The 26903-nt window shown below is 72.0% G+C and carries 27 protein-coding genes; 13 read left to right on the forward strand and 14 right to left on the reverse strand.

What is annotated here, in order from left to right:
* Positions 1-2 precede the first annotated feature (2 nt).
* The 6 genes from HNP84_RS09670 to HNP84_RS09695 form a co-directional block, all read right to left on the reverse strand.
* Positions 3-1202: a cytochrome P450 gene (locus HNP84_RS09670; RefSeq protein ID WP_185049106.1), complete on the reverse strand. Its 1200-nt coding sequence runs from the start codon at positions 1200-1202 to the stop codon at positions 3-5.
* 20 nt (positions 1203-1222) lie between these two features.
* A complete protein-coding gene (locus HNP84_RS09675) occupies positions 1223-2710 on the reverse strand; it encodes a TRAP transporter large permease (protein ID WP_185049107.1) in 1488 nt (495 codons plus the stop codon).
* Positions 2707-3282, reverse strand: a complete 576-nt coding sequence (locus HNP84_RS09680; RefSeq protein WP_312924234.1) for a TRAP transporter small permease — start codon at positions 3280-3282, stop codon at positions 2707-2709. The genes HNP84_RS09675 and HNP84_RS09680 overlap by 4 nt, the downstream gene beginning before the upstream one ends.
* Before the next feature lie 5 nt (positions 3283-3287).
* Positions 3288-4589 (reverse strand): TRAP transporter substrate-binding protein DctP, encoded by a 1302-nt coding sequence (gene dctP, locus HNP84_RS09685; protein WP_185049108.1) that lies wholly within the window; start codon positions 4587-4589, stop codon positions 3288-3290.
* Positions 4590-4762: 173 nt separating this feature from the next.
* The gene (locus HNP84_RS09690; RefSeq protein WP_185049109.1) at positions 4763-5602 is read right to left on the reverse strand and encodes an SDR family oxidoreductase; all 840 of its coding nucleotides are present in this window, start codon (positions 5600-5602) and stop codon (positions 4763-4765) included.
* A gap of 37 nt (positions 5603-5639) precedes the next feature.
* The gene (locus HNP84_RS09695; RefSeq protein ID WP_312924238.1) at positions 5640-7085 is read right to left on the reverse strand and encodes an aldehyde dehydrogenase; all 1446 of its coding nucleotides are present in this window, start codon (positions 7083-7085) and stop codon (positions 5640-5642) included.
* Positions 7086-7182: 97 nt separating this feature from the next.
* Between HNP84_RS09695 and HNP84_RS09700 the strand changes: the two genes are divergently transcribed.
* From HNP84_RS09700 to HNP84_RS55925, 5 genes are all read left to right on the forward strand, one after another.
* Positions 7183-7611, forward strand: coding sequence for a hypothetical protein (locus HNP84_RS09700; RefSeq protein WP_185049111.1), 429 nt, complete (start codon positions 7183-7185; stop codon positions 7609-7611).
* Between the two features lie 1280 nt (positions 7612-8891).
* A complete protein-coding gene (locus HNP84_RS09705; RefSeq protein WP_185049112.1) occupies positions 8892-9260 on the forward strand; it encodes an anti-sigma factor family protein in 369 nt (122 codons plus the stop codon).
* Positions 9257-9886 carry an RNA polymerase sigma factor gene (locus HNP84_RS09710; protein WP_185049113.1) on the forward strand — a complete coding sequence of 210 codons (630 nt, stop codon included), beginning with the start codon at positions 9257-9259 and terminating at the stop codon, positions 9884-9886. The genes HNP84_RS09705 and HNP84_RS09710 overlap by 4 nt, the downstream gene beginning before the upstream one ends.
* 117 nt (positions 9887-10003) lie before the next feature.
* A complete protein-coding gene (locus tag HNP84_RS09715) occupies positions 10004-11281 on the forward strand; it encodes an MFS transporter (RefSeq protein ID WP_185049114.1) in 1278 nt (425 codons plus the stop codon).
* 177 nt (positions 11282-11458) lie between these two features.
* Positions 11459-12277: an AfsR/SARP family transcriptional regulator gene (locus HNP84_RS55925; RefSeq protein WP_185049115.1), complete on the forward strand. Its 819-nt coding sequence runs from the start codon at positions 11459-11461 to the stop codon at positions 12275-12277.
* A 208-nt stretch (positions 12278-12485) separates the two neighbouring features.
* Here HNP84_RS55925 and HNP84_RS56685 read toward each other — a convergent pair whose 3' ends face one another.
* The 8 genes from HNP84_RS56685 to HNP84_RS09760 form a co-directional block, all read right to left on the reverse strand.
* Positions 12486-12986 (reverse strand): AMP-binding protein, encoded by a 501-nt coding sequence (locus HNP84_RS56685; RefSeq protein WP_185049116.1) that lies wholly within the window; start codon positions 12984-12986, stop codon positions 12486-12488.
* 96 nt (positions 12987-13082) lie between these two features.
* On the reverse strand, positions 13083-14051 hold the full coding sequence (locus tag HNP84_RS09730) for an NUDIX domain-containing protein (RefSeq protein WP_185049117.1): 969 nt from the start codon (positions 14049-14051) through the stop codon (positions 13083-13085).
* A gap of 4 nt (positions 14052-14055) precedes the next feature.
* Positions 14056-15126, reverse strand: a complete 1071-nt coding sequence (locus HNP84_RS09735; RefSeq protein ID WP_185049118.1) for a hypothetical protein — start codon at positions 15124-15126, stop codon at positions 14056-14058.
* Positions 15123-15659 (reverse strand): dCTP deaminase, encoded by a 537-nt coding sequence (gene dcd / locus HNP84_RS09740; RefSeq protein WP_185049119.1) that lies wholly within the window; start codon positions 15657-15659, stop codon positions 15123-15125. Before dcd ends, HNP84_RS09735 begins: the two co-directional genes overlap by 4 nt.
* A 16-nt stretch (positions 15660-15675) precedes the next feature.
* Complete coding sequence (locus HNP84_RS09745) at positions 15676-16197, reverse strand: dCTP deaminase (protein WP_185049120.1); 522 nt, start codon at positions 16195-16197, stop codon at positions 15676-15678.
* Complete coding sequence (locus HNP84_RS09750) at positions 16194-17132, reverse strand: phosphotransferase family protein (protein ID WP_185049121.1); 939 nt, start codon at positions 17130-17132, stop codon at positions 16194-16196. Before HNP84_RS09750 ends, HNP84_RS09745 begins: the two co-directional genes overlap by 4 nt.
* A 6-nt stretch (positions 17133-17138) precedes the next feature.
* Positions 17139-18179, reverse strand: coding sequence for a cytidine deaminase (locus HNP84_RS09755; RefSeq protein WP_185049122.1), 1041 nt, complete (start codon positions 18177-18179; stop codon positions 17139-17141).
* A gap of 13 nt (positions 18180-18192) precedes the next feature.
* Entirely contained in the window at positions 18193-19074 is an 882-nt protein-coding gene (locus HNP84_RS09760) for a class I SAM-dependent methyltransferase (protein ID WP_185049123.1), read from the reverse strand.
* 441 nt (positions 19075-19515) lie between these two features.
* Here HNP84_RS09760 and HNP84_RS09765 point away from each other — a divergent pair, with 441 nt between their 5' ends.
* Genes HNP84_RS09765 through HNP84_RS09800 form a run of 8 tightly spaced genes read left to right on the forward strand, consistent with a single transcriptional unit; the run spans position 19516 to position 26882 of the window.
* The gene (locus HNP84_RS09765; protein WP_185049124.1) at positions 19516-20406 is read left to right on the forward strand and encodes an ABC transporter ATP-binding protein; all 891 of its coding nucleotides are present in this window, start codon (positions 19516-19518) and stop codon (positions 20404-20406) included.
* Entirely contained in the window at positions 20396-21172 is a 777-nt protein-coding gene (locus HNP84_RS09770; protein ID WP_185049125.1) for an ABC transporter permease, read from the forward strand. The genes HNP84_RS09765 and HNP84_RS09770 overlap by 11 nt, the downstream gene beginning before the upstream one ends.
* Complete coding sequence (locus tag HNP84_RS09775) at positions 21163-22122, forward strand: hypothetical protein (protein WP_185049126.1); 960 nt, start codon at positions 21163-21165, stop codon at positions 22120-22122. Before HNP84_RS09770 ends, HNP84_RS09775 begins: the two co-directional genes overlap by 10 nt.
* Complete coding sequence (locus HNP84_RS09780; RefSeq protein WP_185049127.1) at positions 22115-22618, forward strand: hypothetical protein; 504 nt, start codon at positions 22115-22117, stop codon at positions 22616-22618. Before HNP84_RS09775 ends, HNP84_RS09780 begins: the two co-directional genes overlap by 8 nt.
* A 28-nt stretch (positions 22619-22646) precedes the next feature.
* Complete coding sequence (locus HNP84_RS09785) at positions 22647-23096, forward strand: type II toxin-antitoxin system RatA family toxin (protein WP_221336095.1); 450 nt, start codon at positions 22647-22649, stop codon at positions 23094-23096.
* Positions 23093-24388: an aspartate aminotransferase family protein gene (locus HNP84_RS09790; RefSeq protein WP_221336096.1), complete on the forward strand. Its 1296-nt coding sequence runs from the start codon at positions 23093-23095 to the stop codon at positions 24386-24388. The genes HNP84_RS09785 and HNP84_RS09790 overlap by 4 nt, the downstream gene beginning before the upstream one ends.
* Positions 24385-25638, forward strand: coding sequence for an acyl-CoA dehydrogenase family protein (locus HNP84_RS55930; protein WP_185049129.1), 1254 nt, complete (start codon positions 24385-24387; stop codon positions 25636-25638). Before HNP84_RS09790 ends, HNP84_RS55930 begins: the two co-directional genes overlap by 4 nt.
* A complete protein-coding gene (locus HNP84_RS09800) occupies positions 25635-26882 on the forward strand; it encodes a beta-ketoacyl-[acyl-carrier-protein] synthase family protein (protein WP_185049130.1) in 1248 nt (415 codons plus the stop codon). Before HNP84_RS55930 ends, HNP84_RS09800 begins: the two co-directional genes overlap by 4 nt.
* Positions 26883-26903 lie beyond the last annotated feature (21 nt).

Here is a 26903-nt window from a genome sequence, read left to right on the forward strand (position 1 = left end):
GATCAAACCTCCCATTCCAGGGGCAGCGTCTTGAGGGTGAGCTGGCCGCCCCGCTCGACCAGGGTGGTGCCCTCCTTGATCCGGTAGTCGGGGATGCGCTCGTGCCACTCCTTCAGCACGACCGCGAGCTCCAGGCGGGCCAGGTGCATGCCGAGGCAGCGGTGCGGGCCCGCGCCGAAGGCGAGGTGCTGGTTGACGCCCTTGCGGCCGAGCACGAACCGGTCGGGCTCGGGGAACTTGCGCGGGTCGCGGTTGGCCGAGCCGATGCCGAGCCACATCACGTCGCCGCGCCTGAGGTCCAGCCCGTGGAACTCCCCGTCCTCCTGGACCTCCCGGCCCGCCTGGATCACCAGCGGGTACAACCGGACGAACTCCTCCACCGCGGCCGGGATCAGGCCCGGGTCGGCGACGATCGCCCGGCGGTCCTCCTCGTGCCGGGCCAGGTGGGTGTAGATGTAGCCGAGCGCGCTGCGGGTGGTGTCCAGGCCGGCCAGCATCAGCGTCATGCAGATGGTCAGGATGTCCTGCTCGGAGATGGGCTCGCCGTCGATGCGGGCCTCCACCAGGCGCGAGACCATGTCCTCGCGGGGGTCGCGCAGGTTGGCGCGGCGCTCGCGCACCGCCTCGGTGAAGTACGCGATGATGTTCGCCTTCGCCGCCGCCGCGGCGGCCGGGTCGCCGCCGAAGAACCCGGCGAACAGCGTCTCCGACCAGGGCAGGAAGAACTCGCCATCGCTGACCGGCAGCCCGAGCAGGGCCAGGAACAGGTCCGTCGGGTACCTGATCGCGAACTCGGCCACGAAGTCGCACGACCCCTTCGGCCGCAGCTCCTCGATCAGCTCCACGCACCGCTCGTGCGCCATCGGGGTCATCCGCTTGACCGCCGCCGGGGCGAAGAACGGGTTGAGCACCCGGCGCAGCTTGGCGTGCGCCTCGCCGTTGAGGTCCTGCGGCAGCAGCGCCGTACCCGGCTCGGGGTTCAGCGCGCTCCTGACGTGGGTGGTCCAGGTCTCGTGCCGCTGGAAGCCCTCCAGCACGTCGTCATAGCGCTGGAGCATGTAGAAGCCGCGCCGGGTGGTGTCGTTGAAGTGGAAGCGGCTCTCCTCGCGGTGCCCGTCCAGCAGCGCGTAGTGCCCGTAGATCTCGGTGTCGAGGCCGAAATCCACATGGCTGTAGGGGCAGCCGCGCTCGGTCTCGGTCATGCGTCCGTCCTTTTCGCTCGTCACTCGCCGGAGGTCAGGTCGGGGATGAACGTCGCGATCTCCGGGAAGAAGATCAGGACGACGGTCACCACGATCGCCATCGGCATGAACCACCACAGCGCGTTGAACACGTCGTTCATGCTGATGTGGCGGCCCTGGTTGACCTCGGGGTCCTTGCAGATCCCGTGGATGATGAAGGCCAGGATGCCCACCGGCGGCGACACGACGGCCAGCTCGCCCATGAACACCGCGAACACGCCGTACCACAGCAGCGAGATGTCCAGCGCCTCCAGCGTGGGCATCAGGATCGGGACGGTGAGCACCATCATCGGCAGGGGCTCCATGAAGGTGCCGAGCACGATGTAGATCAGCGTCATCAGCAGCAGGAACTGCACCCGGCCCAGGTTCAGGCCGTCCACCAGCTCGGCGAAGCCGGTGCTGATCCCGGTCATGGTGAACATCCGCGACAGCGCCTCGACGCCCACCAGCATCAGGAAGATCGCGCCCACGCTGCTCACCGTCGCGGTGGCGGCGTCGGCGATGGCCCGCCAGGGCCGGTCACCGCGCTTCCACAGCAGCGTGATGCCCACCGAGAACAACGCCGCGACGGCGCCCGCCTCGGTCGCGGTGAACACGCCGGAGAACATCCCGGCGACGATCAGCGCGATGAGCAGGGGCACCGGCCAGACCCGCAGCAGGCTGGCGAAGCGCCCCCGCCAGTCGGCCTCGGGATGCTCCTCCGCCCGGCCGGGGGCGGCGACCGCCCACCTCCGGGCGAAGATCACGATCATCACGGTGAACAGCACGGCGACCAGGATGCCGGGACCGATGCCGGCCAGGAGCTGCGGGCCCACCGGGACCTCGGCGATGCCCGCGTAGATGACCAGCATGATGCTGGGCGGGATGAGCTGGCCGGGCAGGCCCGCCACGATCACCGAGCCGATCGCCAGGCGCTTGTCGTAGCCGGCCTTGAGCATCTCGGGGACGCCGATGCGGGCCAGCGCGTACGTCGTGCCGACCGAGGAGCCGCTGACCGAGGCCAGGCCGGCGCCGGCCAGGTTGGTGCCGACCGCCAGGCCGCCGGGCAGCCAGCCCAGCCACTGGCGGCCGGCGGCGTACAGGCCCTGGGTGAGGCCGGCCTTCCACAGCAGCAGGCCCATGAGGATGAACATGGGCACCACGCTGAGGGTCCAGTTGGCCACCTGCTGGTAGGGCAGCGTGGTCAGCGTGCTGCGCACGACCAGCGGGCCGCGCAGGGCGTACATGCCGGCCAGGGCCGGGATGATCATGGCGATCGCGACCGGCACCCGCAGGAAGATCAGCCCGATCATGAGCACGCAGGCCAGGACGCCGATCGCCTCCGGGACCAGCGGCAGGAACATGCCCGCCGTCGATCCGGCCACGACGATCGCGGAGATGGCGAGCACGATCCACGAGCGGCGTCCGCCGCCGGCCGCCGTGGCCGCCTCGCCGCCGGGCGCGCCGGTCAGCGCGCGGGTCTGGGTCATCGCCGCTCCATCCCGTCGGCCGCCATCTGGGCCTCCAGCACCGCGTCTTCGGGGTCGCCCACGAGGTGGCCGTCCTCGCCGGGCCGGGTGACCGCGCGCACCGCCGCCACGGCGAACTGCACGGTCAGGCTGCCGAAGGCGAGCGGCGCCAGGAAGTACGCGGGCCAGGCGATCACGTCGCTCACCCCGGCCGTCTTGCCGATCTCCATCGCGTGCACGGCCTCACCCCACACGAACCAGGCGAAGGCCGCCGACAGCGCCGAGCACGCCGCGAACACCAGGGCCAGGACGTACCGGCGGGACGCCTGCGGGAGCCGCTGGTAGATCAGGTCGGTCGCGATGTGCTGGCCGCGGTACTGCGCCGCCACGAACCCCAGGAACGCCACGAGCGGCAGGTACCAGTACTGCACGATCTCCAGCGTGTTCGGGATCGGCAGGTTCAGGAACGCGCGCAGCAGCGCGTTCGCGGAGATGTGGATCATCATCACGAAGGTGCAGATCACGGCCGGGACCTCGATGAGCAGTTCGACCCGGCGCCATCGCCGCGGCGGCCGCGGGGTGTGCGTGGCCACGGCGATCAGGCGGTGGCGGGCCGCTGCTTGAGGAAGATCTCCTCGAACAGCTTGTTCACGTACGGGTCGAGGTCCACCTTCCCGGCCGTGTACCAGTCGGCGAAGCCGTTGTAGTCGGTCTCGTTCTCGTAGCCGAGGTCCTTGATCAGGGTGAGCCACCTGGCCGAGGCCGCCTGGACGGCGTCCACGAACGCGTCGCCGTCGCCGACCGCCGTGTTCGAACGCAGCTCCTGCAAGATGCCGTCGTTGGCCTTCTTCACCGCGGCCCGCGCGTCGTCGGAGAAGGTCTCCACCGAGCCGTTGGCCTTCTTCACCTGCTTGACCGCCTCGACGGTGTTCGGCCAGATCTTGTCCTCGATGTTGCCCTTGACGAAGACGTCCAGCCGGTCGTAGAAGAGCTGCTTGGCCACCAGCGGCAGGCTCTCCCAGGTGGTGGTGCTCATGGCCATCGCGCCGGGCGCCAGGGCGAAGCCGGCGTCGGGGTCGAGCAGCACGTGCGGCGCGGCCGGGATGAAGCCGCCCAGCACCGCGACGGTGAGGCTGGACATCGAGCAGGACACGACGCCGCGTTCCAGGCTCTCGAACAGCTCGGTGTAGGGGATGGAGGCCGCGGCGGCGCCGAGCGCGCCGATCTCCTTGGTCTGCGCCTGGCCGCCGGCCGCGATCTGCGCGCCCTTGAGCTGCGCCAGGTCGCGCCGGGCCGAGTTGCAGAACAGCGCGTTGGGCCCGGAGTTGTAGACCGGCAGGAGCATCTTCATGCCGTGGTCCTCGAACTCCTTGGAGATGGCCGGGATGTTCGCGGCGACCTCCAGGGGCCAGGCGTTGGACTGCAGCGTGCCCACGACCACGCTCTGGTCCGAGACGAAGCTGGTGGAGATGAGCGCCGCGTTCGCCGGGTACTCCGCCGGCTCGTAGATCGGCAGCACCTGGCCCAGGTCGAGCCGGCCGTCCCGCAGCGCGTCGTCGATCTCGGCGGGCGGCGCCACCGCGTTCGAGTACTGCACGTCGAACTTGATCTTGCCGTCGGACCACTCGGTGATCGCGGCGAGGTAGTCCTCGACGTTCTTGCCGGTCGCCGACCCCTTCGGCGCCGGGGTCTGCGTCCGCAGCGTGATCGGGTCCACATCGGCGAACGCGGCCCGGTACTGCTCCTTGGTGGCGCCGTACTCGACGCCGCCGCTCTGTGATCCCGTGCCCGCCGTGCCGCCGGTGCCGCCCTCGGCGCACCCGGCCAGTACCAGCGCCCCCACCAGGCCGACCCCGGCGATGCAGGCTTTGGCCCCCCGGCTCCCGCGCAATGTGACCATCGACCACTCCGTCACTACAGATGTGCCGCGACCGCTGCCGACAGCAGGCCGCCGTGGTGAACCGTGCCACCAGATGTGCATATCATTCGCCTAGTTTGACCCTCAGGTCAATACTTCTATGCGCATGAATTGCGCTCGTTGTCACACGTGCTTAACGCGCCCGAAACCGGACGTCAGCCCTCGGATGCGGCTGGTCCCAGCAGCGCGACGGGCTCCTCGTAGCGGCCCGAGGCGAACGGCGACGTGCCCCCCGCGCCGGTCATGCCGGCGTCCACCGGCAGCACCACGCCGGTCACGAACGCCGCGTCGTCGCCGGCCAGATAGAGCACGCCCGCGGCGATGTCGGCCGGCCGCAGGGGGCGGCCCATGAAGCAGGTCCTGCCCAGCGCCTCCTCCGCGCCCGCGAGGTCGTCCACGCCGCCCGCGACGACCTCCGCGGTCATCGCCGACACCACCGCACCCGGCACGATGGTGTTGACCCTGATCCCGTACGGCCGCAGCTCGGCCGCCACGGAATTGGACAGCCCGATCACGCCCGCCTTCACCGCGCTGTAGACGTGCGCGCCCACCCCGCCGATCAGCGCCGCCGGGCTGGAGGTGGAGATGATGACGCCGGAGCGCCTCGGCTTCATCACCCGCGCCGCGTGCTTCATGCCCAGCAGCACGCCGCGCAGGTTCACCGCGATGGTCAGGTCGGCGTCGGCGGTGCGGGTCTTGTCGATCGGGCCCAGCGCGCCCATGATCCCCGCGTTGTTGAACATCACGTCCAGCCCGCCGAACCGCTCGACGGCGGCGTCCACCGCGGCGGCGACGTCCTCCTCTCGGGTCACGTCGGTGCGCGCGAACAGGACGCCCGGCCCGAGTTCCGCCGCGAGCGCCCGGCCCGCCTCCTCCTGCACGTCGGCGATGACGACCTTCGCGCCCTCGGCGTGCAGGCGGCGTACGGCGCCCTCGCCGATGCCCACCGCCCCGCCCGTGATCAGCGCCACCCGTCCGGACATGCGCCCGCCCATGGTCCTCCCCTTTTTCCGCTTCCGTACGGGCGGCGTGTCAGCCGCGTACGGCGATCGACTTGGTCTCCAGGTACGCGCGGAAACCCTCCGGGCCCATCTCCCGGCCCAGCCCGGACTGCTTGTAGCCGCCGAACGGCGAGCCGAACGCCTGCGGCCTGCCGTTCACACTGACCATGCCGGTACGCACCCGGCGCGCGACCGCGAGCGCGCGGTCCTCATCGGCGCTCCACACCGAGCCCGACAGCCCGTACGGCGAGTCGTTGGCGATGGCGACCGCCTCGTCCTCGCCGTCGTAGGCGATCACGGCCAGGACCGGCCCGAAGATCTCCTCCCGGGCCACGCGCATGGCGTTGTCCACGCCGGCGAGCAGGGTCGGGGCCACGAACCAGCCGCCCGCGAGATCGGCGGGCAGCGCGGGCCGCCCGCCCCCGGTCACCACCCGCGCGCCCTCGCGCCGGCCCACCTCGACGTAGCCCTCGACCCGATCGCGCTGCCGTTCGCTCACCAGCGGCCCGATCCCCGTCGCGGGGTCCATCGGGTCGCCCACCCGCTGCGCCCGCAACGCCTCGGCGACCGCCTCCACCAGCCGCCCCTCCAGGCGGCGCGGCACCAGCAGCCGGGTCTGCGCGATGCACGCCTGCCCGTTGACCAGCAGCGCCATCGGCAGCAGCGCCCGCACCACCTCCTCCACGTCCGCGTCGTCGAGGATGATCGCCGCCGACTTGCCGCCGAGCTCCAGCGTCACGCGCGCGATCCGCTCCGCGCACACGGCCATGATCTTCTTGCCCGCCGCGCTGCTGCCGGTGAAGGCCACCTTGTCCACCTCGGGGTGCGCCACCAGGTGCGCCCCCGCGTCCCGATCGCCGGGCACCACGCTCAGCACGCCCTCCGGCAGCCCGGCCTCCGCCAGCGCCTCCGCCAGGTGGTAGGCCGTCAGCGGGGTCTCCGGCGGCGGCTTGAGCACCACCGAGCACCCCGCCGCCAGCGCCGGGGCCACCTTCAACGCCGGCGTGCTCAGCGGACCGTTCCACGGCGTGATCGCCCCGACCACCCCGACGGGCTCCTGGGTGACCAGGCTGGTGTTCACCCCGTCCGTACGCAGCTCGTCGTAGGCGAACTCGGCGGCCAGCCCCGCGTAGTACCGCAGGTGCCGGATCGGGTTGGGCACGTGCGCCCGCTCGCTGAACCAGATCGGACACCCCAGCTCGGCCGTGATCAGCCTGGCCAGCTCGGCCGCCCGCTTCTCCAGCAGCTCGGCCGCCGCCCGCAACACCTCCGCCCGCCGCTCCGGCGCCTCCCCGGCCCACACCCCCGAGTCGAACGCGGCCCGCGCGGCGGCCACGGCGTCATCGATGTCGGCGGGCCCCGCCAGCCCGGCCTCACCCACGTCCTCACCGGTCGCCGGGTTGCGCACCCTGACCTTCCGGCCCTCCCGCGGCGCTGCCCACTGCCCTCCGACGAACAGTTCCGGACGCTCGACCACCGCTCGACCCTCCCGCCATTTCATGATAATGAAAGAACTTAATTCACCGCCGAGCCGAGGGTCAAGGAAAGCACGACGCCGCCGGGGACACCCCTCCATGAAGGACAGCACCGCCGAGCCGCCGCACCGGGTGCGACCGCCGCCGATCGACGGCACCCGGTCGCGCGCAGGGGACTTGGAGGCCGCGGACATCGAGCCCATGGCGGACATCAACCCCGCAAGGCGGGGCACCCTGACGGTCGGCACCGACGGCGACGAGCCCCAGGGCACGCGGGACGAGCCCCAGGGCACGCGGGACGAGCCCCAGAGCGCACGGCGACGAGCGCCAGGGCCCACGGCGATCCTCAGGGCACGCGGCGAGCCGCACGGCCCGGTGGGCGGGCGGGGGCACGGGCCACGAGGACGGCTCGACCGCGACCGACCCACCCCCACCGCCCCCACCGCCCCGATCGCGACCAGCCCCCGGCCCGCCCACCACCGGCCCGCCCCCAACCAGCCCGAACCCCACCAACCCGACCGCCACTGACCCCACCGACCGAATCCCACCGGCCCGACCACCACCGACCCCACCGCAACCGACCTGACCCCCACGGCCCGACCGCCACCGACCCACCACCACCGATCCGACCGGGATCGGCCCGACCGCCACCGACCCAGCACCACCGCCCCCACCGCCACCGACCGAATCCCACCGACCCCACCGCCACCGACCCACCATCGGCCTGACCCCACCGACCGGACCACCACCGACCCCACCGCCACCGGCCCGATCACCAGCGACCGCATCGCCGCCGACCCCACCCCCACCGACCTGCCCCTCACGCCGACGCGCGGGCCGAAGAAGCTGTGCACGTTCAAGGACCACGGGCCCGACCGCCACCGGCCCGACCACCATCGGCCCGACCGCCACCGACCCAACCCCACCGCCACTGACCGGACCCCCACCAACCTCAGCGCCACCGACCCGACCACCACCAACCCGGCCGTGGCCGTGGCCCGCCTTGTCCGCCGGGATGCCGCTCCCGGGCCGGTTTTCGACCGTTCGGCGTCACCGGCGCGGGGACGGGGAATTCGCGGGCCGGAAATCGTAATATCGGCCTGCTCGGATCGGGGAAGCGGCGGCCGGATACGCGTGATCCCAGGAAGAGGCCACCGACCGGCAATGTGTCTGCGAAGCCACTTCCGGCCGCACTTGTAAGAAGTGCCGAAATACGGCCCATGGGTTGACATGATCTTTCACTGCCCCTAAACAAGGGGTATGATCTTTCGCGGCACCTGAGATCCGCATGCCACAGCCGCCGCCAGGCGGTCTTCCAGTGTCCATTGGATCTGCCACATGAACACCCCACCGGCAACGCCGCCGGTATATGAAATATCCATTGTGCCCGCAGCCGGTTTAACATCGGGTCGCGCCGCGATGAACCCTCATTAAATCACAGGGACCAGGAGGACGTTGTGAAGGTCTGCACCCCGGCTCCCGCAGGGACCGGGCCTGCCCTGAGAAGAAGAGGTCCGCGGGCGCGTCGCGCGAACGGCCGGGCGCCCGCCGGCGGCGGCGATATCGGCGTCCCCTGAAGCCGAACCACTTCGGCCGAACCGGCGGCGACGCGCGCCGGCCGAATACGAGCCGTTCCCCGGGAGCCCGCGAAATGCGCCGATTCCCGGAGGGGCCCGGTCGCCCGCGAAATCGCGAAACGCGACCCCAAAGCGGCACCGGGATTTCATGACCGCCATTTCCTCGACGGCCCGGAGGTGGACCGTCGGCACGGCGCACGCTGGACGCACACCTTCACCAGGGTTTGAGGAATGACATTGGATTTCAGGGACCAGGCCGTTTCCAACCCGCCCGCGCCCGCCGCGGTCGCATCAGCGCCCACCCCCGAAGCCCATCTGGGACCCCAGCTAATCTGCCAGACTGGCGATGTGGACGAGATGGCATGTTCGGAGCTGGTAGAGCGCGTTACCGACTATCTCGAAGGCGCACTCCAACCCGACGACCTCCGGCGCGTGCGCGACCATCTGGACGCGTGCGAAAGCTGTGAAAGTTACGTGGCCCAGATGCGGGCCGCCATCCGGGTGACCGGCAGCCTGTCCGAGGAGGGCACGACCGACGAGGTCGAGACCGGCCTGATCGAGATTTACCGACAGTGGATCACCGAGCGGGACGACAAGTGACCGAGGTGGATCTACAGGCGTTACTTCGCGGCGACGAGAACGCCTTCAAGGAACTGGTGCGCGCCTACAATCCGACCCTGCTCCGGCTCGCCCTCGTCTACTCGCCCACCCGCGAGGTCGCCGAGGAGACCGTCCAGGAAACCTGGATCGCGGTGCTGCGCGGCCTCGCTGGATTCGAGGGCAGATCCGCGTTGCGCACCTGGATCTGCCGCATCCTCATCAACATCGCCCACCGCCGCTCCGCGACCGAGACCCGGTCGCTGCCGTTCTCCAGCCTCGGCGACTCCGACGACGGCGGGCCCTCCGTCTCCCCGGAGCGGTTCCTGCAGTCGGGCCCGTACGCCGGGCACTGGGCGATCCCGCCCTTCGACCTGTCGGACGTGCCCGAGCACCGGCTGCTCTCGCGCGAGCTCAAGGAGGTCGTGGCCCAGGAGATCTCCCGGCTGTCCAGCACCCAGCGCGCCGTGATCACCATGCGCGACGTGGAGGGCTGGAGCACCGACGAGGTGTGCGAGACCCTCGGCATCGAGCACGGCAACGTGCGCGTGGCGCTCCACCGGGCGCGCAGCCGGGTCCGCGCCGCGTTGGAACGCTACCTGTCTCCCGAGGTCAGCGGCGTGAAATAGCCGCCGCGCGAAATTGCCCGGAACAAGTCTGTAACGAACGCTCCCCGCCGCCCCTCTAAGGCTCGGCAGACAAAACCGGCCGCCCTCACGGGGCGGAGATCACAGGGAGTGCTTCGGATGACGACGACGACCACCAAGGAGCCGCCGGGCGGTCAGAGCACCGCCGACAGCGGCTTTCGCGCGTACGCCAAGGTGGTGCGCACACGCGGCATGCGCGCCTGGACCTTCATCGTGCTGTGCCAGCGCCTGCCGATCGCGATGTCGCCGCTCGCACTGGTCTACATCGGCCACCACGCGGGATCCTCCTACGCCGTCGGCGCGCTGCTCGCGGGGGCGTTCGCCTTCGCCGAGGCGCTCGCCGCCGGCGTGATGGGCCGCCGCTTCGACCGCCGCGCCGCCGGCCCCGAGCTGCGGCTCGTGCTCACGTTGCAGGCCGCGGCGCTGTTCCTGCTCGGCGTGCCGGCACTGGTCCAGCCGGGCCTGCTGCCCGTGTGGGCGCTGGTCGTCCTGGCCGCGCTCGCCGGAGGCATCGCCTCCGGCGCCCATGGCGGACTGCGCGCCCTGCTCCTGCGCACCGTCGATCCCTCGGGCCACCACGCCGCGCTCAGCCTGGAGTCCACGCTCACCACGCTGCTGTGGGCCGTCGGCCCGGCGGTGGTCGGGCTGATCGCGCTGTTCGCGGGCGAGATCTGGCCGACCGTCGTGATCGGCGTCATCGCCGCCGTCGGCGCGGTCGCCGCCGGCGCGCTGCGCGACAGCGGCCCCGTGTCCTCCGGGCACGAGAAGGCCGCCGACGTACGCGTGTGGCGGCTGAGCTGGCCGGCGCTGTTCCAGGAGGGCGCGGTCATGATGTGCGTCGGCGCCGCCTACACCGGCCTGCCGTCGCTGCTCGAACTCGTCGGCTCCGACCCCGGCGTGGCGGGCCCGGTGCTCGCCCTGTTCGCCGGCGCCGGCCTGATCGGCGGCCTGATCTACGGCAGCCGCACCTGGCCGGGCGCGTACCGCACCCAGAGCTTCGCGCTGGTGCTCGCGGTCATCGTCGTCGTCGCGGTCGCGGTGGTCACCCCGACGGCCGCCACCATCATCACGCTGCTGATCATCTCCGGCTTCGCGGGCACGCCGGCGCTCACCGCGCGGGCGGCCGGCATGCAGGAGCTGCTGCCCGAGCGGGTCTGGGCCACCGGCTTCTCCGGCCTGTACGCCGCGGGCGGGATCGGGTTCGCCGCCTCCGGGATCGTCGTGGCGGCTCTGCTCGAAGCGGCGGGCATCCGCGTCTCGCTGCTGGTGTGCGTCGCCCTCGCCGCCGCGGCCGCCCTGATCAGCGGCGCCGCCGAGTCACGCATGGCCAGGTCCCGGATGGCCGCCCAGGCGCGCGACCACGCCGCGACGGCCTGACTCACCCCGCTCTCCCACCGTTCCATGGCACGACCGAAGACGCCGGCCGGCGGCCGGCCGGGCCTCCTCGCCGATGCCGCCGGTTCGACGTCCGCATATAGCGCAACTTTCCACCTTTAATAGGCCAGGAGAAAAACCACCATGTTGCTGCATTCCGGACCACGACCCTTCCAGACGGTGACCGATCCCATCCCATCGCACGCCGGCGCGCTCCGCCCCCACCCCGAGGCCGTCCACCCGTACGCCGCGGCTCCGGGCGCGAAGACCGCCACCGAGGGGCCCGAGGTTCCCGGCGCGTCCACGCTGAAGCTGCTCGGCGGCTTCCGGCTCGTCCTGGACGGGGTGCCGGTCACCGTCAGCCCCAGGGCGCAGCGCCTGCTCACCGTGCTGGTCTGCCTGGGCAGGCACGCGCCCCGCAGCACGGTCGCCAACACGCTGTGGCCGGACAACCTGAGCACGCGCGCCCACGCCAACCTGCGTACCATCCTGTACCGGCTGCAACGGGTCTGCCCCGGCCTCGTGCTGTCCACCACGCGCGACCTGTGGCTGTCGCCCGAGCTGCACGTGGACGTCGAGCACTCCCGCGCCATGGCGATCGAGCTGCTCAACACCCGCCCCGGCGCGGAACCGGCACTCCTGGAACGCGTGCACTGGACCGACTTCGCCGAGGACATGCTGCCCGAGTGGGACACCTCCTGGCTGGCCGACCACCAGTTCTGCTACCAGCGCCTCCGTCTCGACGCACTGGAGCGGCTGTCCGACCTGCTGGTACAGGAGCAGATGTACGGCGCGGCGGTGCAGGCCGCCCTCATGGTCGTCCAGACCGACCCCCTCCGCGACACCGCGCACGAGGCGCTCATCCGGGCCTATGTCGCCCAGGGCAACCGCAACGACGCGATCAGCCACTACCGCGCGTACCGTCGCCAGCTCCGCGACGAACTCGGCCTGGAGCCCGCCATGGCCGTAGGCCAGATGCTGTGGAGCGACGCGGCCTGACACCGGCCCGCCACACAGCACCGCCACACAGCACCGCCACACAGCACCGCCACAACGGGGAAGCGCCACAGGGGCGCAACGGGGCGACCTGACCCGCTCCACACCGGACCGGCTCAGACGGGGCGAACGGGACGGGGCCCACGGGGAACCACACCACACACCGGCCACCACCGGCCGATCCACCATGCGCCCGCACCCCCCACCTTCCTCACCGACCGCAGGCAGCCATCCATAAGGGCTCCCATCCACTCCAGAGGGACACCACCCACCTCACATCCCCCGAACCCGCGGGTCCCATCCTCCGAGGGACACCGCGCCCCCCACCCACGGAAACCCCGAGCCGAGACACGCCCCCACGGCCATCCCCCCGCATGCCGAGGCGCGGCGCATCGCTCCGATGCCTCCCACCGGACCCGGCCCTGGCGGTGGCCTCGGGCCGGCCCCAGTAGCCCCGCATGAGCAGGACGCCGTGGACCTGGAGCTCAGCAGACTCGCCGGGCGGGAAGGGCTTGCCCGCCGGGTCCACCGCCCGCACGTCCATCAGCGGCGAGGTCCACCCGGCCGATCCCGGGCCCGTGGCGAGCGGCCCGGTCGCGCTGCAGACGCTGCCGAGGGCCTCGGGGATGACGGACCGGGGCATGGCCTTACGCGGGCGCTCGGGCGGGTTGACCGGCGTCGCCTGTCCTCCGGCCGCCCGGTTCCGCGTCACCAGCCCGACCCCGTCCCCCGCCCGCAGCCCCGAAGGAGCGCGTCTGTCAGGTGGGCTCCGCGGTGAAGTGCGACCGGCGGCGGCCGGAAGGGACGCTCAGCCGAGTACGCCGGTGCCGTCGGCCGGGATCTCGGTGATCCGGGCATCAGGCGGGGCGGGGCCGATGCCCAGGGCGGACACCGCCGCGAGCGCCGCGGCGACCTGGCGGTCGGCGGAGGTGTGCCAGCCGCACAGCTCGCCGATGAGCCGGGGCGGCACCAGCAGACGGCGGTGCACCGTGCCCGTGGCGGGATCGGGGGCGGCCGGGCCGACCGCCGTGATCGCGGCGGCCATCCGGACCCGGGCCACCGGACGGCGACCGGGGGTGGTGTCCAGGAGGTAGCCGAGGTAGACCGGATCGGTCATCTCCATCTGCGTCTCCTCGCGGACCTCGCGCACGGCCGTGGCCGCCGCGTCACGGCCCTCGGCGCGCTCCACGGTGCCCCCGGGCAGCCCGCAGATGCCGTTGACGTCGACGTAGACCACCACCCGGCCGTCGGGGGCGAACAGCCACACCCAGGAGTGGCGGATCTTCAGGTCGTCGGGGACGGGTTCCTCGTGCCAGATCCAGGCGGCGCCGCTGTGCAGCCACGGCGCGATCCCGAACTCGCGCATGGCGGCGAGGACCCCCGGCGTGACGCCGTTCTCCAGGTACTCCGTCGTGCACGCCGCTCGGGCGCGCAGGGCGACGTCGATGCGGCGCGCCTCGTCGGGGCGCATGTCGACCTCGGCGGGCCGGGCGAAGGCCGCGGTCGGCGACGTGCCGATGCGCCGGGCCGCCGAGAGGCCCGCCTCGCCGCCGTCGAAGACGTAGTGGGGGGCGTCGTCCACGCTGTCGAGGACCAGCGGCCGTCCCAGGCGCGGCGCCAGCCCGACCGCGGCCGAGACCGCGCGCAGGGCCGCCTGGCGGGGTGTCTCGCGGGAGGCGAGCGCGGCCCGCGGCAGCCGCCATCGGCCGCCCGCGGACCGGACGAGCAGCACCCGACCGTCGTGGTGGGTGACGAGCGAGGACGCGGTCGCCGTCATCGTTCTATTCTGCAACCCCGGACCGCGCGGCGAGCTCGTCGAGCAGCGCGGCCGTGGACGCCGCGAGCGCGCCCATCGACTGCGTCAGCCGGTAGCAGCGCACCGTGGCGACGAGCCGATCGACCAGGCGCTGCCTGCGCGCGAGGTCCGTGCCGGGGAACCAGTCGGCCAGGAACGGGTCGTACTTCGTGCCCTGGAGCTCGATGTGCTCGTCGAGCATGGCCCGTGCGGTCTCGCCGCCGAGCCTGGTCAGCGCGGGCGCGGTGGCGGAGGAGTCGAACGCGGGGAACACCAGGGCGTCCACCGCGTGCTCGTCGATGAGCACGCAGCCGGTGACCTCGGCCAGCTCCGCGGGACGCACCCACAACGACCCCGGCAGCACGTCGCCCGACGTCGTGGCGAGCGATTCGGTCGTACGATGCTTGCCGGCGAAGGTGTTGGTCGGATGGTCGCCGCTGGACAGCAGCCGCGTCAGCCGGATGTTCGACTCGGCCAGCGTCAGCAGCGAGTCGGTGCGGATGTTGACCGTGCGCGGGGAGCCGTATCCGGTGAGGCCGCCGCCGGGCGATTCCACGAGGGCCAGGTCGTCGTTGGAGACGAAGCCGGCGCCGCCGTGCACCAGCGCGCTCAGGATGCTGGAGGTCTTCCCGGAGCGCTTGCCCCCCACGAAGGCCACGCCGCGCCCGCGCAGCGACACCAGGCCGCCGTGCAGCAGCAGGTCGCCCGCCTGGTACGCCTGCCATCGCAGCATGTGCCTGACCGAGCGGAGCACCTGCTGGGTGCGCCACTTGGGCGAGCCGGAGGAGACCCAGACGGCCCGCCGCCCGTCGTGCACCCACAGGACCCGGTCGGGCTCGTAGTCGGAGGACAGGATCAGCCGCTGCCATCCCGGCTCCCTGGGCGGCCCGGGGCGTACCAGGACCGAGGGCAGGCCGTCGCGGCCCGCGTCGTCGCCGGGACCGACGGTGATGAACGGCCGGGTGAGCGCGACCAGCTCCATCACGACGTCGGCCGGCGCGGAGACGTGCACGGCCGCGGATCGGACCCGCGCGCACGCGGTGACATACTCACTCATTTGACGAGCGTCTCCCAGTGCCGGTCGCGGTAGATCTTCGACTTCTGCGGGCCGATGGAGCCCTGGTACTTGCCCTTGTAGAGGGTGATCTTGCCCTTCGGCTTCCAGAAGGTCATCTGGGCGATCCGCATGCCGGGGTACACGCGCAGCGCCAGGGTGGAGAACAGTTGGAAGGTGATGGTGCCGATCGAGCCGATGTCGATGAGGTCCGCGGTCACATGCACGAACAGCCCGGCCCGCGCGGTGCTCGACTTGGCGTGCACCAGCGGCACGTACTTCGTGCTGCCCACGATCTCGCGGGACGAGCCCAGGCAGAAGCTCAACGGCTCAAGCGTGAGGCCGTCCTCGGGAATCTTGACCTCGACGACCTCCGGCTCCACTCTCGGGTCGATGATCGGGTCGCAGTAACGCAGGATCGTGTCGCCCAGAGTCAGATCGATGCTGTTCGGGTTGATGTGATCGGCATTGAACGGGGTGACGGTGATCTCGTCCGCCTCAACCCTGCTGCGGATCTCGTGGCCGCTGAGAATCACGGTGGTCTCGAATCTCTCAGTGTTCGGACATGTTCGTGTGCAGTTTCGACGGCATGGGCCGGTCGTGCCGGCCGTACCACCCCTCGTAAGGGAGCACTCTGCCGGTCGTCGACCAGAAGGAGACCTGGCCCAGGATCTGTCCTGGATAGAGGTAGATGTCCAGGGCGGGCAGCAGCTCCAGGGTCCATCGGTGCACGGCGCCGCGATGCCCGAGATCCGCCGACAACTGGACGAACAGGCCGAGCCTGCCCATGGAACTGCGTCCGATCAGCGAGGTCACGTACCGGTCGCTGCCGATCCGCTCCAGCGTGTGGCCGAGGTAGAAGCGCCCCTTGCGCAGCAGGAAGCGTCCGTCGGCCGGCTCCAGCCGTTCGTACCGGGGTTTCGCGTCGGGGTCGTCGCCGGAGTGGACCCGGTAGATCTCCGCGCCGAGGCGGTAGTTGTAGCTGTTCGGGTTGACCCGGGACTCGTCGAACGGATCGATGACGATGTCGCCGCGGGCGACGGCCTCGGCGATGGCGGATCCGGTGAGGATCATGAGGCCGCCGATCCGGCGAAGTGCGTGATCACCAGGTTCCGGAAGTCCTCGTCCAGGGTCACCGGCGCGCCCCAGTTGCGCCACGCGTGCCGGTTCTCCGGCTCGCGCGCCGCGTAGAACGACAGGATTCCCAGCAGCGCCCACAGTTCGAAGTGGGGCACCATCTCGGCGTCGCCGGGGCAGACCTCGGCCGTGGCCGCCTCCAGGAACGGGGCGTGTTGCGGGTGGTTGCGCAGGTGGGCGCTTATCGCGCCCACGGCCTGCGCCGGGGTGGACAGGCCGACGATGGGCACGTTCAGCACCACGATCCCGCCGCCGGGCGTGACGATGAGGTTCTTGAGGTTGACGTCGATCGCCACGGTGGTGAACGGCGCCGGGTTGCGCCCGGCCGCCTCGGCGAAACCGCCCGACAGCCACTCGTCCACCGCCCTGCCCACGCGTGTGCCGTCGTAGAACGGGCGGGCGCGCCGCCAGTAGCGGCCCGCGTAGTGCAGGACGAACTCGCGGTGCGTGGCGATCACGGGCGCGTCGCGCTTGTAGAGCCCGAACCCGTCGTGCATCCTGGGCAGCTCGCGGCAGGCCAGCGCGAACGTGCACAGGTGCCGCACCAGCTCGGCGGTGGCCGGCAGGTCGCGGCCGTCGGTCAGCGCCGAGGCCAGGTCGCGCCCCTCGACGTACTCGGCGAAGACCGCGTCGAAGGGGTCGCCGCGCCGCGTCTCCCACACCCGCCTGATGCGCTGGACCGGCACGTGCCCGGCGAGCGCGGCGTTGGCCTCGGCGAGGTACGCCAGCGGGATGTCGGAGTCGGTCACGTGCTTGGCCACGAGGATCCCCTCGGCGGTCCGCACCTCGTAGACGAGGTTGTTGGTGCCGCTGAGCTCGCTGATCCGCGCGCCGGGGAACTCCCCTTCCAGGAACTCGCGGAAGGTCTCCACGTCAGATCACCGCCCTTCCGCCACGGGCGCGACGGCCCACTTCGTACCGACGTATTTGTGCGGCAACAGCTCGGACAGCGCGACCAGGGCCGGCCCGCCGTCCGACCGCACGACGGCCATCATGTCGCGGCTGTAGTCGAGCAGGATCTCGCGGCACAGGCCGCACGGCGGCACCAGCCGGATCTCCCGCCGCTCCTCCGACGGCTTGGGATGGCGTACCGCGAGCACGATGCGAAGGTCGCTCGCGCCCGCCGCGCGCGCCTTGCCCAGTGCGACGGCCTCGGCACAGATCGACGCGCGGCCGACCATCGCCTCCAGGTGCAGCCCGGTGAACACCCTGCCGTCCCCGGCCACGATGACCGCGGCGATCTGGTGCCGGTTCTCGGCGTAGCGGGCGGAGATCGTGTCCTGCGCCAGCCGGACGAGCGAGGCCAGGCGGGCGCCGCCGTCACCTCCGGACGCGGGCTGCGGCGGCAGCGCGATGAGCTTCTTGGCCAGGTCGGCGACGCGCGCCCGCAGCTCGTCGAGGCCGGCGGAGTTGTCGATCTCGAAGTCGGGGACGATCGTGTCGATGCCGAGCTCGGTCGGATGGTCGTCGGCCCCGGCCGTACGGTCGCCACGGCCCGCCTTCCGGCGCCTTCGCACGTCCTCGGGCGCGGTGACCCGCACGATGGTGAAGCCCTGCCAGGCCAGGCCGGCCGAGTCGGCGGGCCTGGCGTCGTCGCAGATCACCGCGTTCGCCCCGCCGAGCGCCGCGTTGCCCCACCGCTGGGCGAAGTCGGCCAGCAGGAACTCCGGGTCCACGGCGCGGAAGTGCGATCCGAGGAAGTTCAGCAGCGCGCCGTCCTGTTGCCCCGTGGCGAGCGGGAGACCGATGCGGGAGTAGAAGAACTCCTGGACGTCGTACAGGGGCGTGGCGGTCTTGACGATCGCGACGTCGCGCCCCATCTCCGCGAGGGTCTGCCGGAGCAGGCCCCCGCTGGTCGACTTCCCCGCGCCCGGCAGCCCGAACAGGGCCACGCGAAGCGGTGCGCGGAATTCGGTCATGCGGCTCTCCCGATTACTTGCAGACGAACACGGAGTTCTGCTTGCTGAGCTCGAAGTACCCTCGTTCTGCGATGGCGGCCTTCACTTTCGCCTCGACGTTCGCGTAGAGCTGATCGAACATGGACTCAGGAAAATCTTCGCCGGCCATCGCTTTGGCGCCGCAGAACTTGTGACCGGTGGCGTAGAACTCCATGTACGGCTCGGTCGTGTCGAACCGCAGCGCGTCCGCATACGGCCGCTCCTCGACGCTCTCGAAGTGCCTGGAAAGATATTCGGCCGCGTTGTCGAGCACCATTTTGCCGCGCCGGGTGCGGGGCAGGCGCTCGATGAAGTCGGCGGGGAATCCTACCTCCGCCATCGCGTCGAAGTGCATCTTATACATTTCCGGCATGGAGTGCCGGGCCTCGATGGTGACGATCGCGTGGCCCGACTTCTTGGTGACCCGGGCGATCTCGGCGCACACCACGTCGGGCTCGGTGATGTAGTGGAAGATGAAATTGGCCATCACCCGGTCGAACGTGCCGTCGTCGAAGCGCGAGAGGTCCTCCGCCTTCCCCTCGACGAACGCCAGCGGCGCCCACGACACCGTGACGTTGCGTTTGGCCAGCTCAAGCATGGCCGGCGAGATGTCGAGCGCGACCGTGCGCCCCCCGTGGCGGATCTTGCTCACGACGTCCCTGAGGATGAACCCGTTGCCGCAGCCGAGGTCGAGCACGGCCTCCCGCCCGGTCAGGTCCAGGCAGTCCAGAATGTGGTCGGCCAGGGGCTTCGGGTTCTGGCGGAAGAGATTGTGCGTCTTCTGCTGCGTGGCCAGGGCGACGTTGTTGCCGAAGTGCACGCGTATGTAGTCCAACCCGAAGTTGAACGGCTCCGCCTGCGACGTGCTCTCGCTCATTTCACCTCGCTCGATGGTGGTGCGGGCATGCTTCAAGAAACTTGCAAGCATTCGCATCCGCTGATCACATGTCGCCGCAGTGGCGCATTGCGGGTGTCCGAGGCATTGCAAATGAGATCGATGGAGCGCCCCCGGTTACCACCCGGCGCGGATCCGCCGGCTGCCGGCCAGCACGGATCCGCAGGAATGCGGCGGTGTACCAGACCATAAGGTTCCGTTTGCGGTTTGACAACCCCTACGTCACCCTCTGGTCAACTCTCGGGTCGGCGTGCTAGCGTCCTGCCGGATTTCACTTGCGCCGGGCGGGGTACACGGAGCCGCCTTTCCGATCACAAGCAGGTGACACGACGGGGATTCTGGATTAGTACGGGAAATTTCGCTTGTCAACGGCGAACCGACTCTTCGGTGCCTTCCCGCGCCTGACACTGGAGGAGGTGACCGGTGGCAGTGCTGGAGGTCCGTGGCCTGACGGTGGCCTATGGGGACCATCTCGCGCTGAACGAGGTCTCATTGTCCGTCGAAGCCGGCCAGGTGCTCGGGCTCCTCGGGCCCAACGGCGCCGGCAAATCGACGCTGATGGGCTCCGTGGTGGGCGCCGTGCGCCCCCGTTCGGGCACGGTGCGGGTCTGCGGCGTCGACGTCGCCTCGCGGCCCCGCCGGGCGCGGGCCCATGTCGGTTACGCCGAACAGGACATCGCCGTGTTCCCGACCCTCACCGTGCGCGAGAACGTCGCCGACTGGGCGGCGCTGAGCGGGCTGCGGTCGAGGGAGCTGGCGGGGGCCGTCGCGCGCACACTGTCGGCGCTGCTGCTCGACGACATCGCGGACCGGCAGGTGCGCACCCTCTCCGGCGGCCAGCGGCGGCGCGTGCACTGCGCGATGGCGACCGTGTCGCGGCCCCCGCTGCTGCTCCTCGACGAGCCCACGGTCGGCGTGGACCCCGCGACCAGGCGGGCGGTCCTGGACCACGTGCTCACTCTCGCCGCCGAGGGGGCCGCGATCTGCTACAGCACCCACTACCTCCCCGAGATCGAGAGCCTCGACGCCGAGGTCGTCCTGCTCAACAAGGGCGTCGTCGCCGCGCGCGGGGCCGTGGCCACGCTGCTGCGCCGCTACGGCCGGACCGTGGTCGACCTGCGCCTCGGCGGCGACTCCGGCGAGGTGCGCACCGTCTCCTCGGCGGTGGAGGGGCCGGATGACCTGCCGGCGATCCTCCAGGGCCTCGGCCCCGACCTGGCCCGCCTGTCCGGGCTGGAGATCCGCCGGTCGAGCCTGGACGAGGTGTTCGAACGCGTGGTGGAGGACGAGGAGGGCGCCCTCGATGCGTCGTGAGCTGAGCGTGGCCGGCGTCCTGGTGGCGCACGAGTGGCGGGTGCAGCGGCGCGACCTGGTGCCGCAGCTCATCCTCACGGTGATGCCGCTGGTGCTGATGGCGTTCCTGCTGCCGACCTACCAGGCGGCGATGGCCGCGACGGGCGAGCCGGGGACGGGAGCCGAGCAGGCGGTGGCGGGACTGTCGGTGATGTTCTCCATGTTCCTCGTCTCCCACGTGGGCATGGTGTTCTTCCGCGACCACGGCTGGAACACCTGGAACCGGTTCCGCGCCACGCCGGTGCCCGTCGGGGTGCTGGTGCTGAGCAAGGCGGTCGTCCCGCTGGGGTTGCTGCTGGCCCAGTTCACCGTGCTGATCAGCGCCGGCGCCCTGTTCTTCGGGCTCCGCGTCAAGGGCTCCCTGGCCGCGCTCGCCCTGGTGGTCCTGCTGTTCGCGGCGTGCCTGGTGGCGCTGGGCGTGCTCGGCTTCGCCGTGTGCCGCACGGTCGTGCAGATGACCTCGGCGGCCAACATCCTGGCGATCACCATGGCCGGGCTCGGCGGCGCCCTGGTGCCCCAGTCCTTGCTGCCCGCGTGGGCCGCCCCCGTCGCGCCCGCCACGCCGTCGTACTGGGCCGTGCGCGGCATGCGCGAGGTCGTCTCCACCGGGGCGGGCGTGGCCGAGGTCGCGGCGGAGCTCGCCGCGCTGGCCGCCTTCGCGGCGCTGTTCTCCACCCTGGCCGTCGTTCTCCTCAAACCGGATCAAAGGAAGATCTCATGGTCGTGATGCAGGGCGCGGACATCGCGCGGGCTCTCAGCGTCGTCGGGCTCACGGTGAACGACGTGCTCACGCTCGGCGGCAGCATGCTGACCGTGGGCCCCGCCTACCTCGTCGGCTCGCTGGCGGGCGGGCTCGGCAACCGCGGCAGCGATGTCGACATCCACCTGCTGGTCCCCGACATCGACAAGCCCACGCCGGCGTTCCTGTTCTTCTTCGGGCCGACGCCGATCGACATCGAGCACTACCCCGCGTCCATGCCGGGGCGGATGATCGAGGCGGCGCGGGCGTTCCCGGTGCGCGAACTGCCGGTGGGCCCGGTGAGCACGGCGCCCGCTCCCGGCAAGCGCACGCGCCGCACCGCGGCCCGCTGGATGCACGCGCTGCCGCTGTTCCCCGGCCAGCCCCCGGTGTTCGACGAGACCGCGGCGGGCGACATCCTGCCCACCCTCGTCCGCGCCGCGCTGGACCAGCTCCTGCTCGTGTGGGCGACGGCCCGCCTGGCCGAGGGCGAGGCGGCGCGATACCTGTGGGCGCGGGCCGGCCGCGAACTGCTCGAACTGCGATGCCGCGGCCAGGGCGACGTGCTGACCAGCGAGAAGTGGCTGCCGAGCCGCGCCGCCCGCCTGGGCCTCGACCCGGAGTTCGTCGGCGCCCACTATCGCGCGTCCAGCGAGGACGACCTCGTCGCCTTGCTCGCCGACACCGGCATGGCCGGCTGGGACCCCTGGCGGCTCACCGCGGTGCGCCCCGAGCCGGGACGCCGCGAGGTCAAGTTCGGCAAGCAGGTCCTGACCCTCACCCGCCACGGACGGCTGCTCGACGCGATCGGCGTGCAGGGCGCGGTGGCCGAGGCCGTCGGCGCGTACGACGCCGGCCGCCTGCTGCGCGCCATCCGCGACGGCGAGCTCGTCCTGGAAGTGGCGTCCTCCGAACTTGCCGAGGTGCTCGATGACTGACGACCGTGTCGGCGGAACCGACGTGATGTGGCTGCTCACCCACGGCGCGGGCATGGCCTGGCAGTACGCCATGGCCGTGCAGACGGCCCTGACCGACATCGACGCGGCCATCGCCGCGGAGGACTATCCGGTCGCCGTGGAGGCGTGCGCGGTCGCGCTGCGCGCGATGGCCTACTGCGAGCAGGTCGGCGAGGGCTACACGGGCAGGCCGACGCACGTCGAGCATCACGTCCACCTGGCCGTGGACGGCTCGCCGGCGGCGCTGGCGCTGCGGCGGCTGCCCCCGCCGTGCGGCGCCACCGCCGAGCAGGCGCAGGAGGCCAGGACCACCGTGCTGGCCGAGAACGAGAGGCTGCGGGCCCGCCTGCCCCTCACGATCCCGGTGATGCGCACGGCCAACGGCTTCTTCCCGATCATGGGCATCGCCGGTGCCCTGGAGAAGCTGCGCGCCGAGAGCGGGCTGGGCGCGATGGATTGGGACCAATGGGGCATCTGACGGTGACTACGGAGGGCGAATGCCAACGGTGACCACGCGCCACACGTGCGCGGAGAACGCGGACGACGTCTGGGCGGCGCTGCTGGACAGCGAGTCGTACGCCAGCTACATGGACGAGGTCCGCGAGATCTCGATCGTCGAGTGGGAGGGCGACCGCCGGGTGAGCCACTGGTCGGTGCTGCTCAAGGGCTCGGAGCTGGAATGGGAGGAGGAGGAGTTCATCGACCACGAACGCCGCCGCATCGAGTTCCGCCAGCTCGACGGCGATCTGGCCTACTTCAACGGCCACTGGCAGGTGACGGCCGACGAGCACGGCACGACCGCGGAGCTCCACGTCGAGTTCGACATCGGCATCCCGCTGATGAGCGAGATGCTCAACCCGGTCGCCGCGCGGGCACTGGAGGACAACTCCCGGGCGATCCTGGAGCAGCTCGGCCGACGGGCGAGGGCCGACGCCGCCGTACGGGTCCGGCCGTGAGCGAGCACCGCGGCGTGGCTCCCGGCGCCGGCGGAGGAGGCGCCGCGAGCGACAGGTCACCGGCCAGGGAGACCTTCCGGCGGATCCGCGCGCACATGTCCCCCGCGCTGGCGCTGGCGGGGAAGTTCGCCGGGCAGGGGGCGGTGGAGACCGCCGGCGAGGGGTGCCGGGTCCGGCTCTCCGACGGGCGATCCGCCCTCGATTTCGGGTCGTACGCCGTGACGCTGCTCGGCCACCGCCACCCCGGCGTCGTGGCCGCGGTCGCCCGGCAACTGCACACCATGCCCGTCTCGACCCGCACGCTGAGCAACCCGCTCCTCGCGTCCGCCGCCGAGGAGGTGGTGACGTACCTGGGGTCGCGACTGCCGCGCGTGTATTTCGGCGTCAACGGCGCCGACGCGGTGGAGGTGTCGGTCAAGCTCGCCCGCCTGGCCACCGGCCGCACCACCGTGGTCGCGGTGCGCGGCGCCTACCACGGCAAGACGATGGGGGCGCTCGCGCTGACGTGGCAGCCCCGGTTCCGGACCGGGCTGGAGCACCTGCTCCAGGGCGTGGTGCACGCCGACCCGGGCGACGCCGAGGCGGTGGGACGGGTCGCCGCGTCGGGCGACCTCGCGGCGGTGATCTTCGAGCCGGTGCAGGGCGAGAACGGCGTGGTCGTGCTCGACCCGGCGATACTGGCCCGCTGGGCCGCCGACGCCCGCGCCGCGGGCGCGATGGTCGTCTCCGACGAGATCCAGGCGGGGCTGCGGCGCGCCGGCCCCCGCTCCCTCGCGCTGGAGGCGGGGCTGCCCGTGGACGCGGTCCTGCTCGGCAAGGCGCTGGGCGGCGGCGTCGTCCCGGTGTCGGCCGCGGTCTGCTCCGAGCGCCTGTACCGGCCGTTGCTGGCCGACCCGTTCCTGCACACCTCGACGTTCGCCGGGCAGCCTCTCGCGATGGCGGCCGTGGGAGCGGCCCTGGAGGCGATCGAGTCCCACGCCGGGGCGGCGCCGGCGATCTCCGCCGCGCTGGGCGAGGGCCTGGCCCGCCTGCGCGAGGACCACCAGGACGTGATCACCGGCGTGCGCGGGCGGGGCCTGATCTGGGGGATCGACTTCGCCGGTCCCGAGCAGGCCGGCGAGGTGGCCTTCGCCCTCGCCGAGCGCGGACTGCTGGTGTCGCCGTGCCTGAGCCGTCCGGAGTGCCTGCGGCTGCTGCCGCCGATGACCGCCACCGAGCGCGAGGTGGGCGAGGCGCTCGACGTGCTGTCGGCCGCCGCCGGCCTCGCCGGGAGATTGGAGGTTCCCGCGTGAACGACGATGGAACGATCGAGCACGGCGCGCCCCATCCTTTCGACGGCTGCTGGCCCGACGCGGGCCGGTGGCTCGCGCCGGACGTCCTGGCCGAGATCGGCGCCCTCGCCGCGGCCGCCGACCGCGACGGCAGGCCCGCCGGGCGCGCCCTGGACCTGCTCCGCGGTGGAGGCTGGCCCGGCCTGGCGGTGCCGGAGAAGTTCCACGGCACCGGGCTGACGCTGGTGGAGTGCTGCGCCGTGCAGCGGGCGCTCGCCGTGGCCGACCCCGCGCTGGCGATAGCGGTGAACATGCACCTGTTCTCGGTGGGGCTCATGGTCGAGCACTGGCGCAGGCGCACCGACACCTCGTGGCTGCTGCTGGAGGCCGTCGCCACCCAGAACCGCCTGATCGCCTCGGCGTTCGCCGAGCCCAACCTGGGCGGTTCGGGCACCCGCTCGACCTTGCGCGCCGAGCCGGTGGACGGCGGCTGGCGGGTGTCCGGCCGAAAGCGGCCGTGCTCGCTGGCCGGGCAGGCCGACCTGGTCTGCCTTCAGGTGCAGACCGCGGCCGACCCGTCGGAGGTGCTGGTCGCGCTGCTGCCCACGACGGCGCCCGGCCTGCGGGTCGTGGAGGACTGGGACACGCTCGGCATGCGCGGCTCGGCGTCCGACACGCTGGTGATCGAGGAGTGCTTCATCCCGAAGGAGCTCGTCTTCTACCGGGCCCCGGCCGGCGCCGAGGACGACGACGTGCTCGCCGCCGGGGTCATCTGGTTCGCCCTCACGAGCACCGCCTGCTACCTGGGGGTCGCGCGGGCGGCGATGACGCAGGCGGCCACGCTGCTGCGCGCGCTGCGTATCGCGCACCTCGGCCAGAGCCGGGCCTCGCTGCCCAGCTACCAGGCGACGGTCGGCGACGCCGCCGCCGAGGTGCTGGCATTGGAGTCGGCCTGCGCCGAGGTGGCCCGCCGGATGGACGCGGGCGCGGAGCCGGAGAACCTGGTCGTCGCCGCGCTCGCGGTAAAGCAGCGGGCCGTGCGCGTGATACCCGCGTTCGTCGGCACGCTCGCCGAGGCGTGCGGCGGCGCGTCGTACGCCAGGTCGCTGCCGCTGGAGCGGCTCTGGCGCGACGCCCAGGCGATCCGGTTCCACCCGCCGACCCCGGCGGCGGCGCGGCAGTACCTCGGCAGGCGGGCACTCGGCCTGCCGTCGTCGCTGGACCTCGACGAGTGCGCCCCCGGTCTCGCGGCCGCGGAGGCGGCGACATGACCGGCGGCGGGCGCCCGGACCGCGAGCGGGTCGTCGTCACCGGGGTCGGCGTCAAGAGCCCGGCGGGCACCACGGTGAAGGAGTCGCTGGCCGCGCTGCTGGCGGCCGAGTCGGCCGCGACGACGATCCCGGAGCTGACGCGTGCGGGCGCGGTGGTCGACTTCGGGTGCACCGTCCCGGAGTTCGGCAGGGAGAGCTACCTGACGCCGAAGGAGATGCGCCAGATCGACCGGCTGAACGCCCTGGCCATCGCGGCGGCGATGGACGCGGTGGCCGACTCCGGGCCGCACTGGCCCGCGTCCCCCGGGCGGAGCGGGGTGTTCGTCGGCACGGGCATCGGCGGGCTCGGCACGATGGAGCTGGCCGCGATGACCCACCAGCACCGGCCGCACCGCATCCCGGCCTTCACCGTGCTGCGGGTGATGAACAGCTCCCCCGCCGCCCGGATCAGCGCGCGGCTCGGCGTGAGCGGGCTCACCCTCACCTTCTCCACCGCGTGCGCCAGCGGCGCGACCGCCATAGGAGAGGCGGTGCGGCGGATCCGGTCCGGCGAGCTGACCACGGTGCTCGCCGGGGGCGTGGACGCGCCGCTGACGCCACTGGTGGTGTCGGCGTTCGCGGCCATGCGCGCGTTGAGCACCCGCATGGACGTGCCGCACGAGGCGTGCCGGCCCTTCGACGACGACCGCGACGGCTTCGTCATGGCCGAGGGAGCGGCCTTCGTCGTGCTGGAACGGCTCGACCACGCCATGGAACGGGGAGCCCGGGTGTACGGCGAGGTCGCGGGGTACGGCGTGAACACCGACACCGGCGACCTCGTCTCCCCCTCGGCCGACGGCGGCGTGGCCGCCGAGGTGATCGCCATGGCCCTGGCCGACGCCGCCCTCTCGCCCGGCGACATCGGCCACGTCAGCGCGCACGGCACCAGCACCGTGCTGAACGACCGGTCGGAGGCGCGCGCCCTGGAGCTGATCTTCGGGGAGGCGTGCCCGCCCGTGACCGCGCCCAAGGGCGTCGTCGGGCACATGATCGGCGCGGCGGGGGCGTTCGAGGCCGCGATGGCGCTCCTGCTGGCCCGCGAGGGTCTCGTCCCGCCCGTGGCCAACTTCCGGGCGGGGCGCGACGCCGACCGCATCGACCTGGTCAGCGGCGCGCCACGCCGCATACCGGTCAAACCCGCGCTGTCCACGTCGTTCGGCTTCGGCGGTCAGAACACCTGTCTCGTCGTCGTCCCCGCGCCTTAGCGGGAGATCGAACCGTCTGGA

This window comes from Thermocatellispora tengchongensis (genome assembly GCF_014202315.1).
GTDB lineage: Bacteria > Actinomycetota > Actinomycetes > Streptosporangiales > Streptosporangiaceae > Thermocatellispora > Thermocatellispora tengchongensis.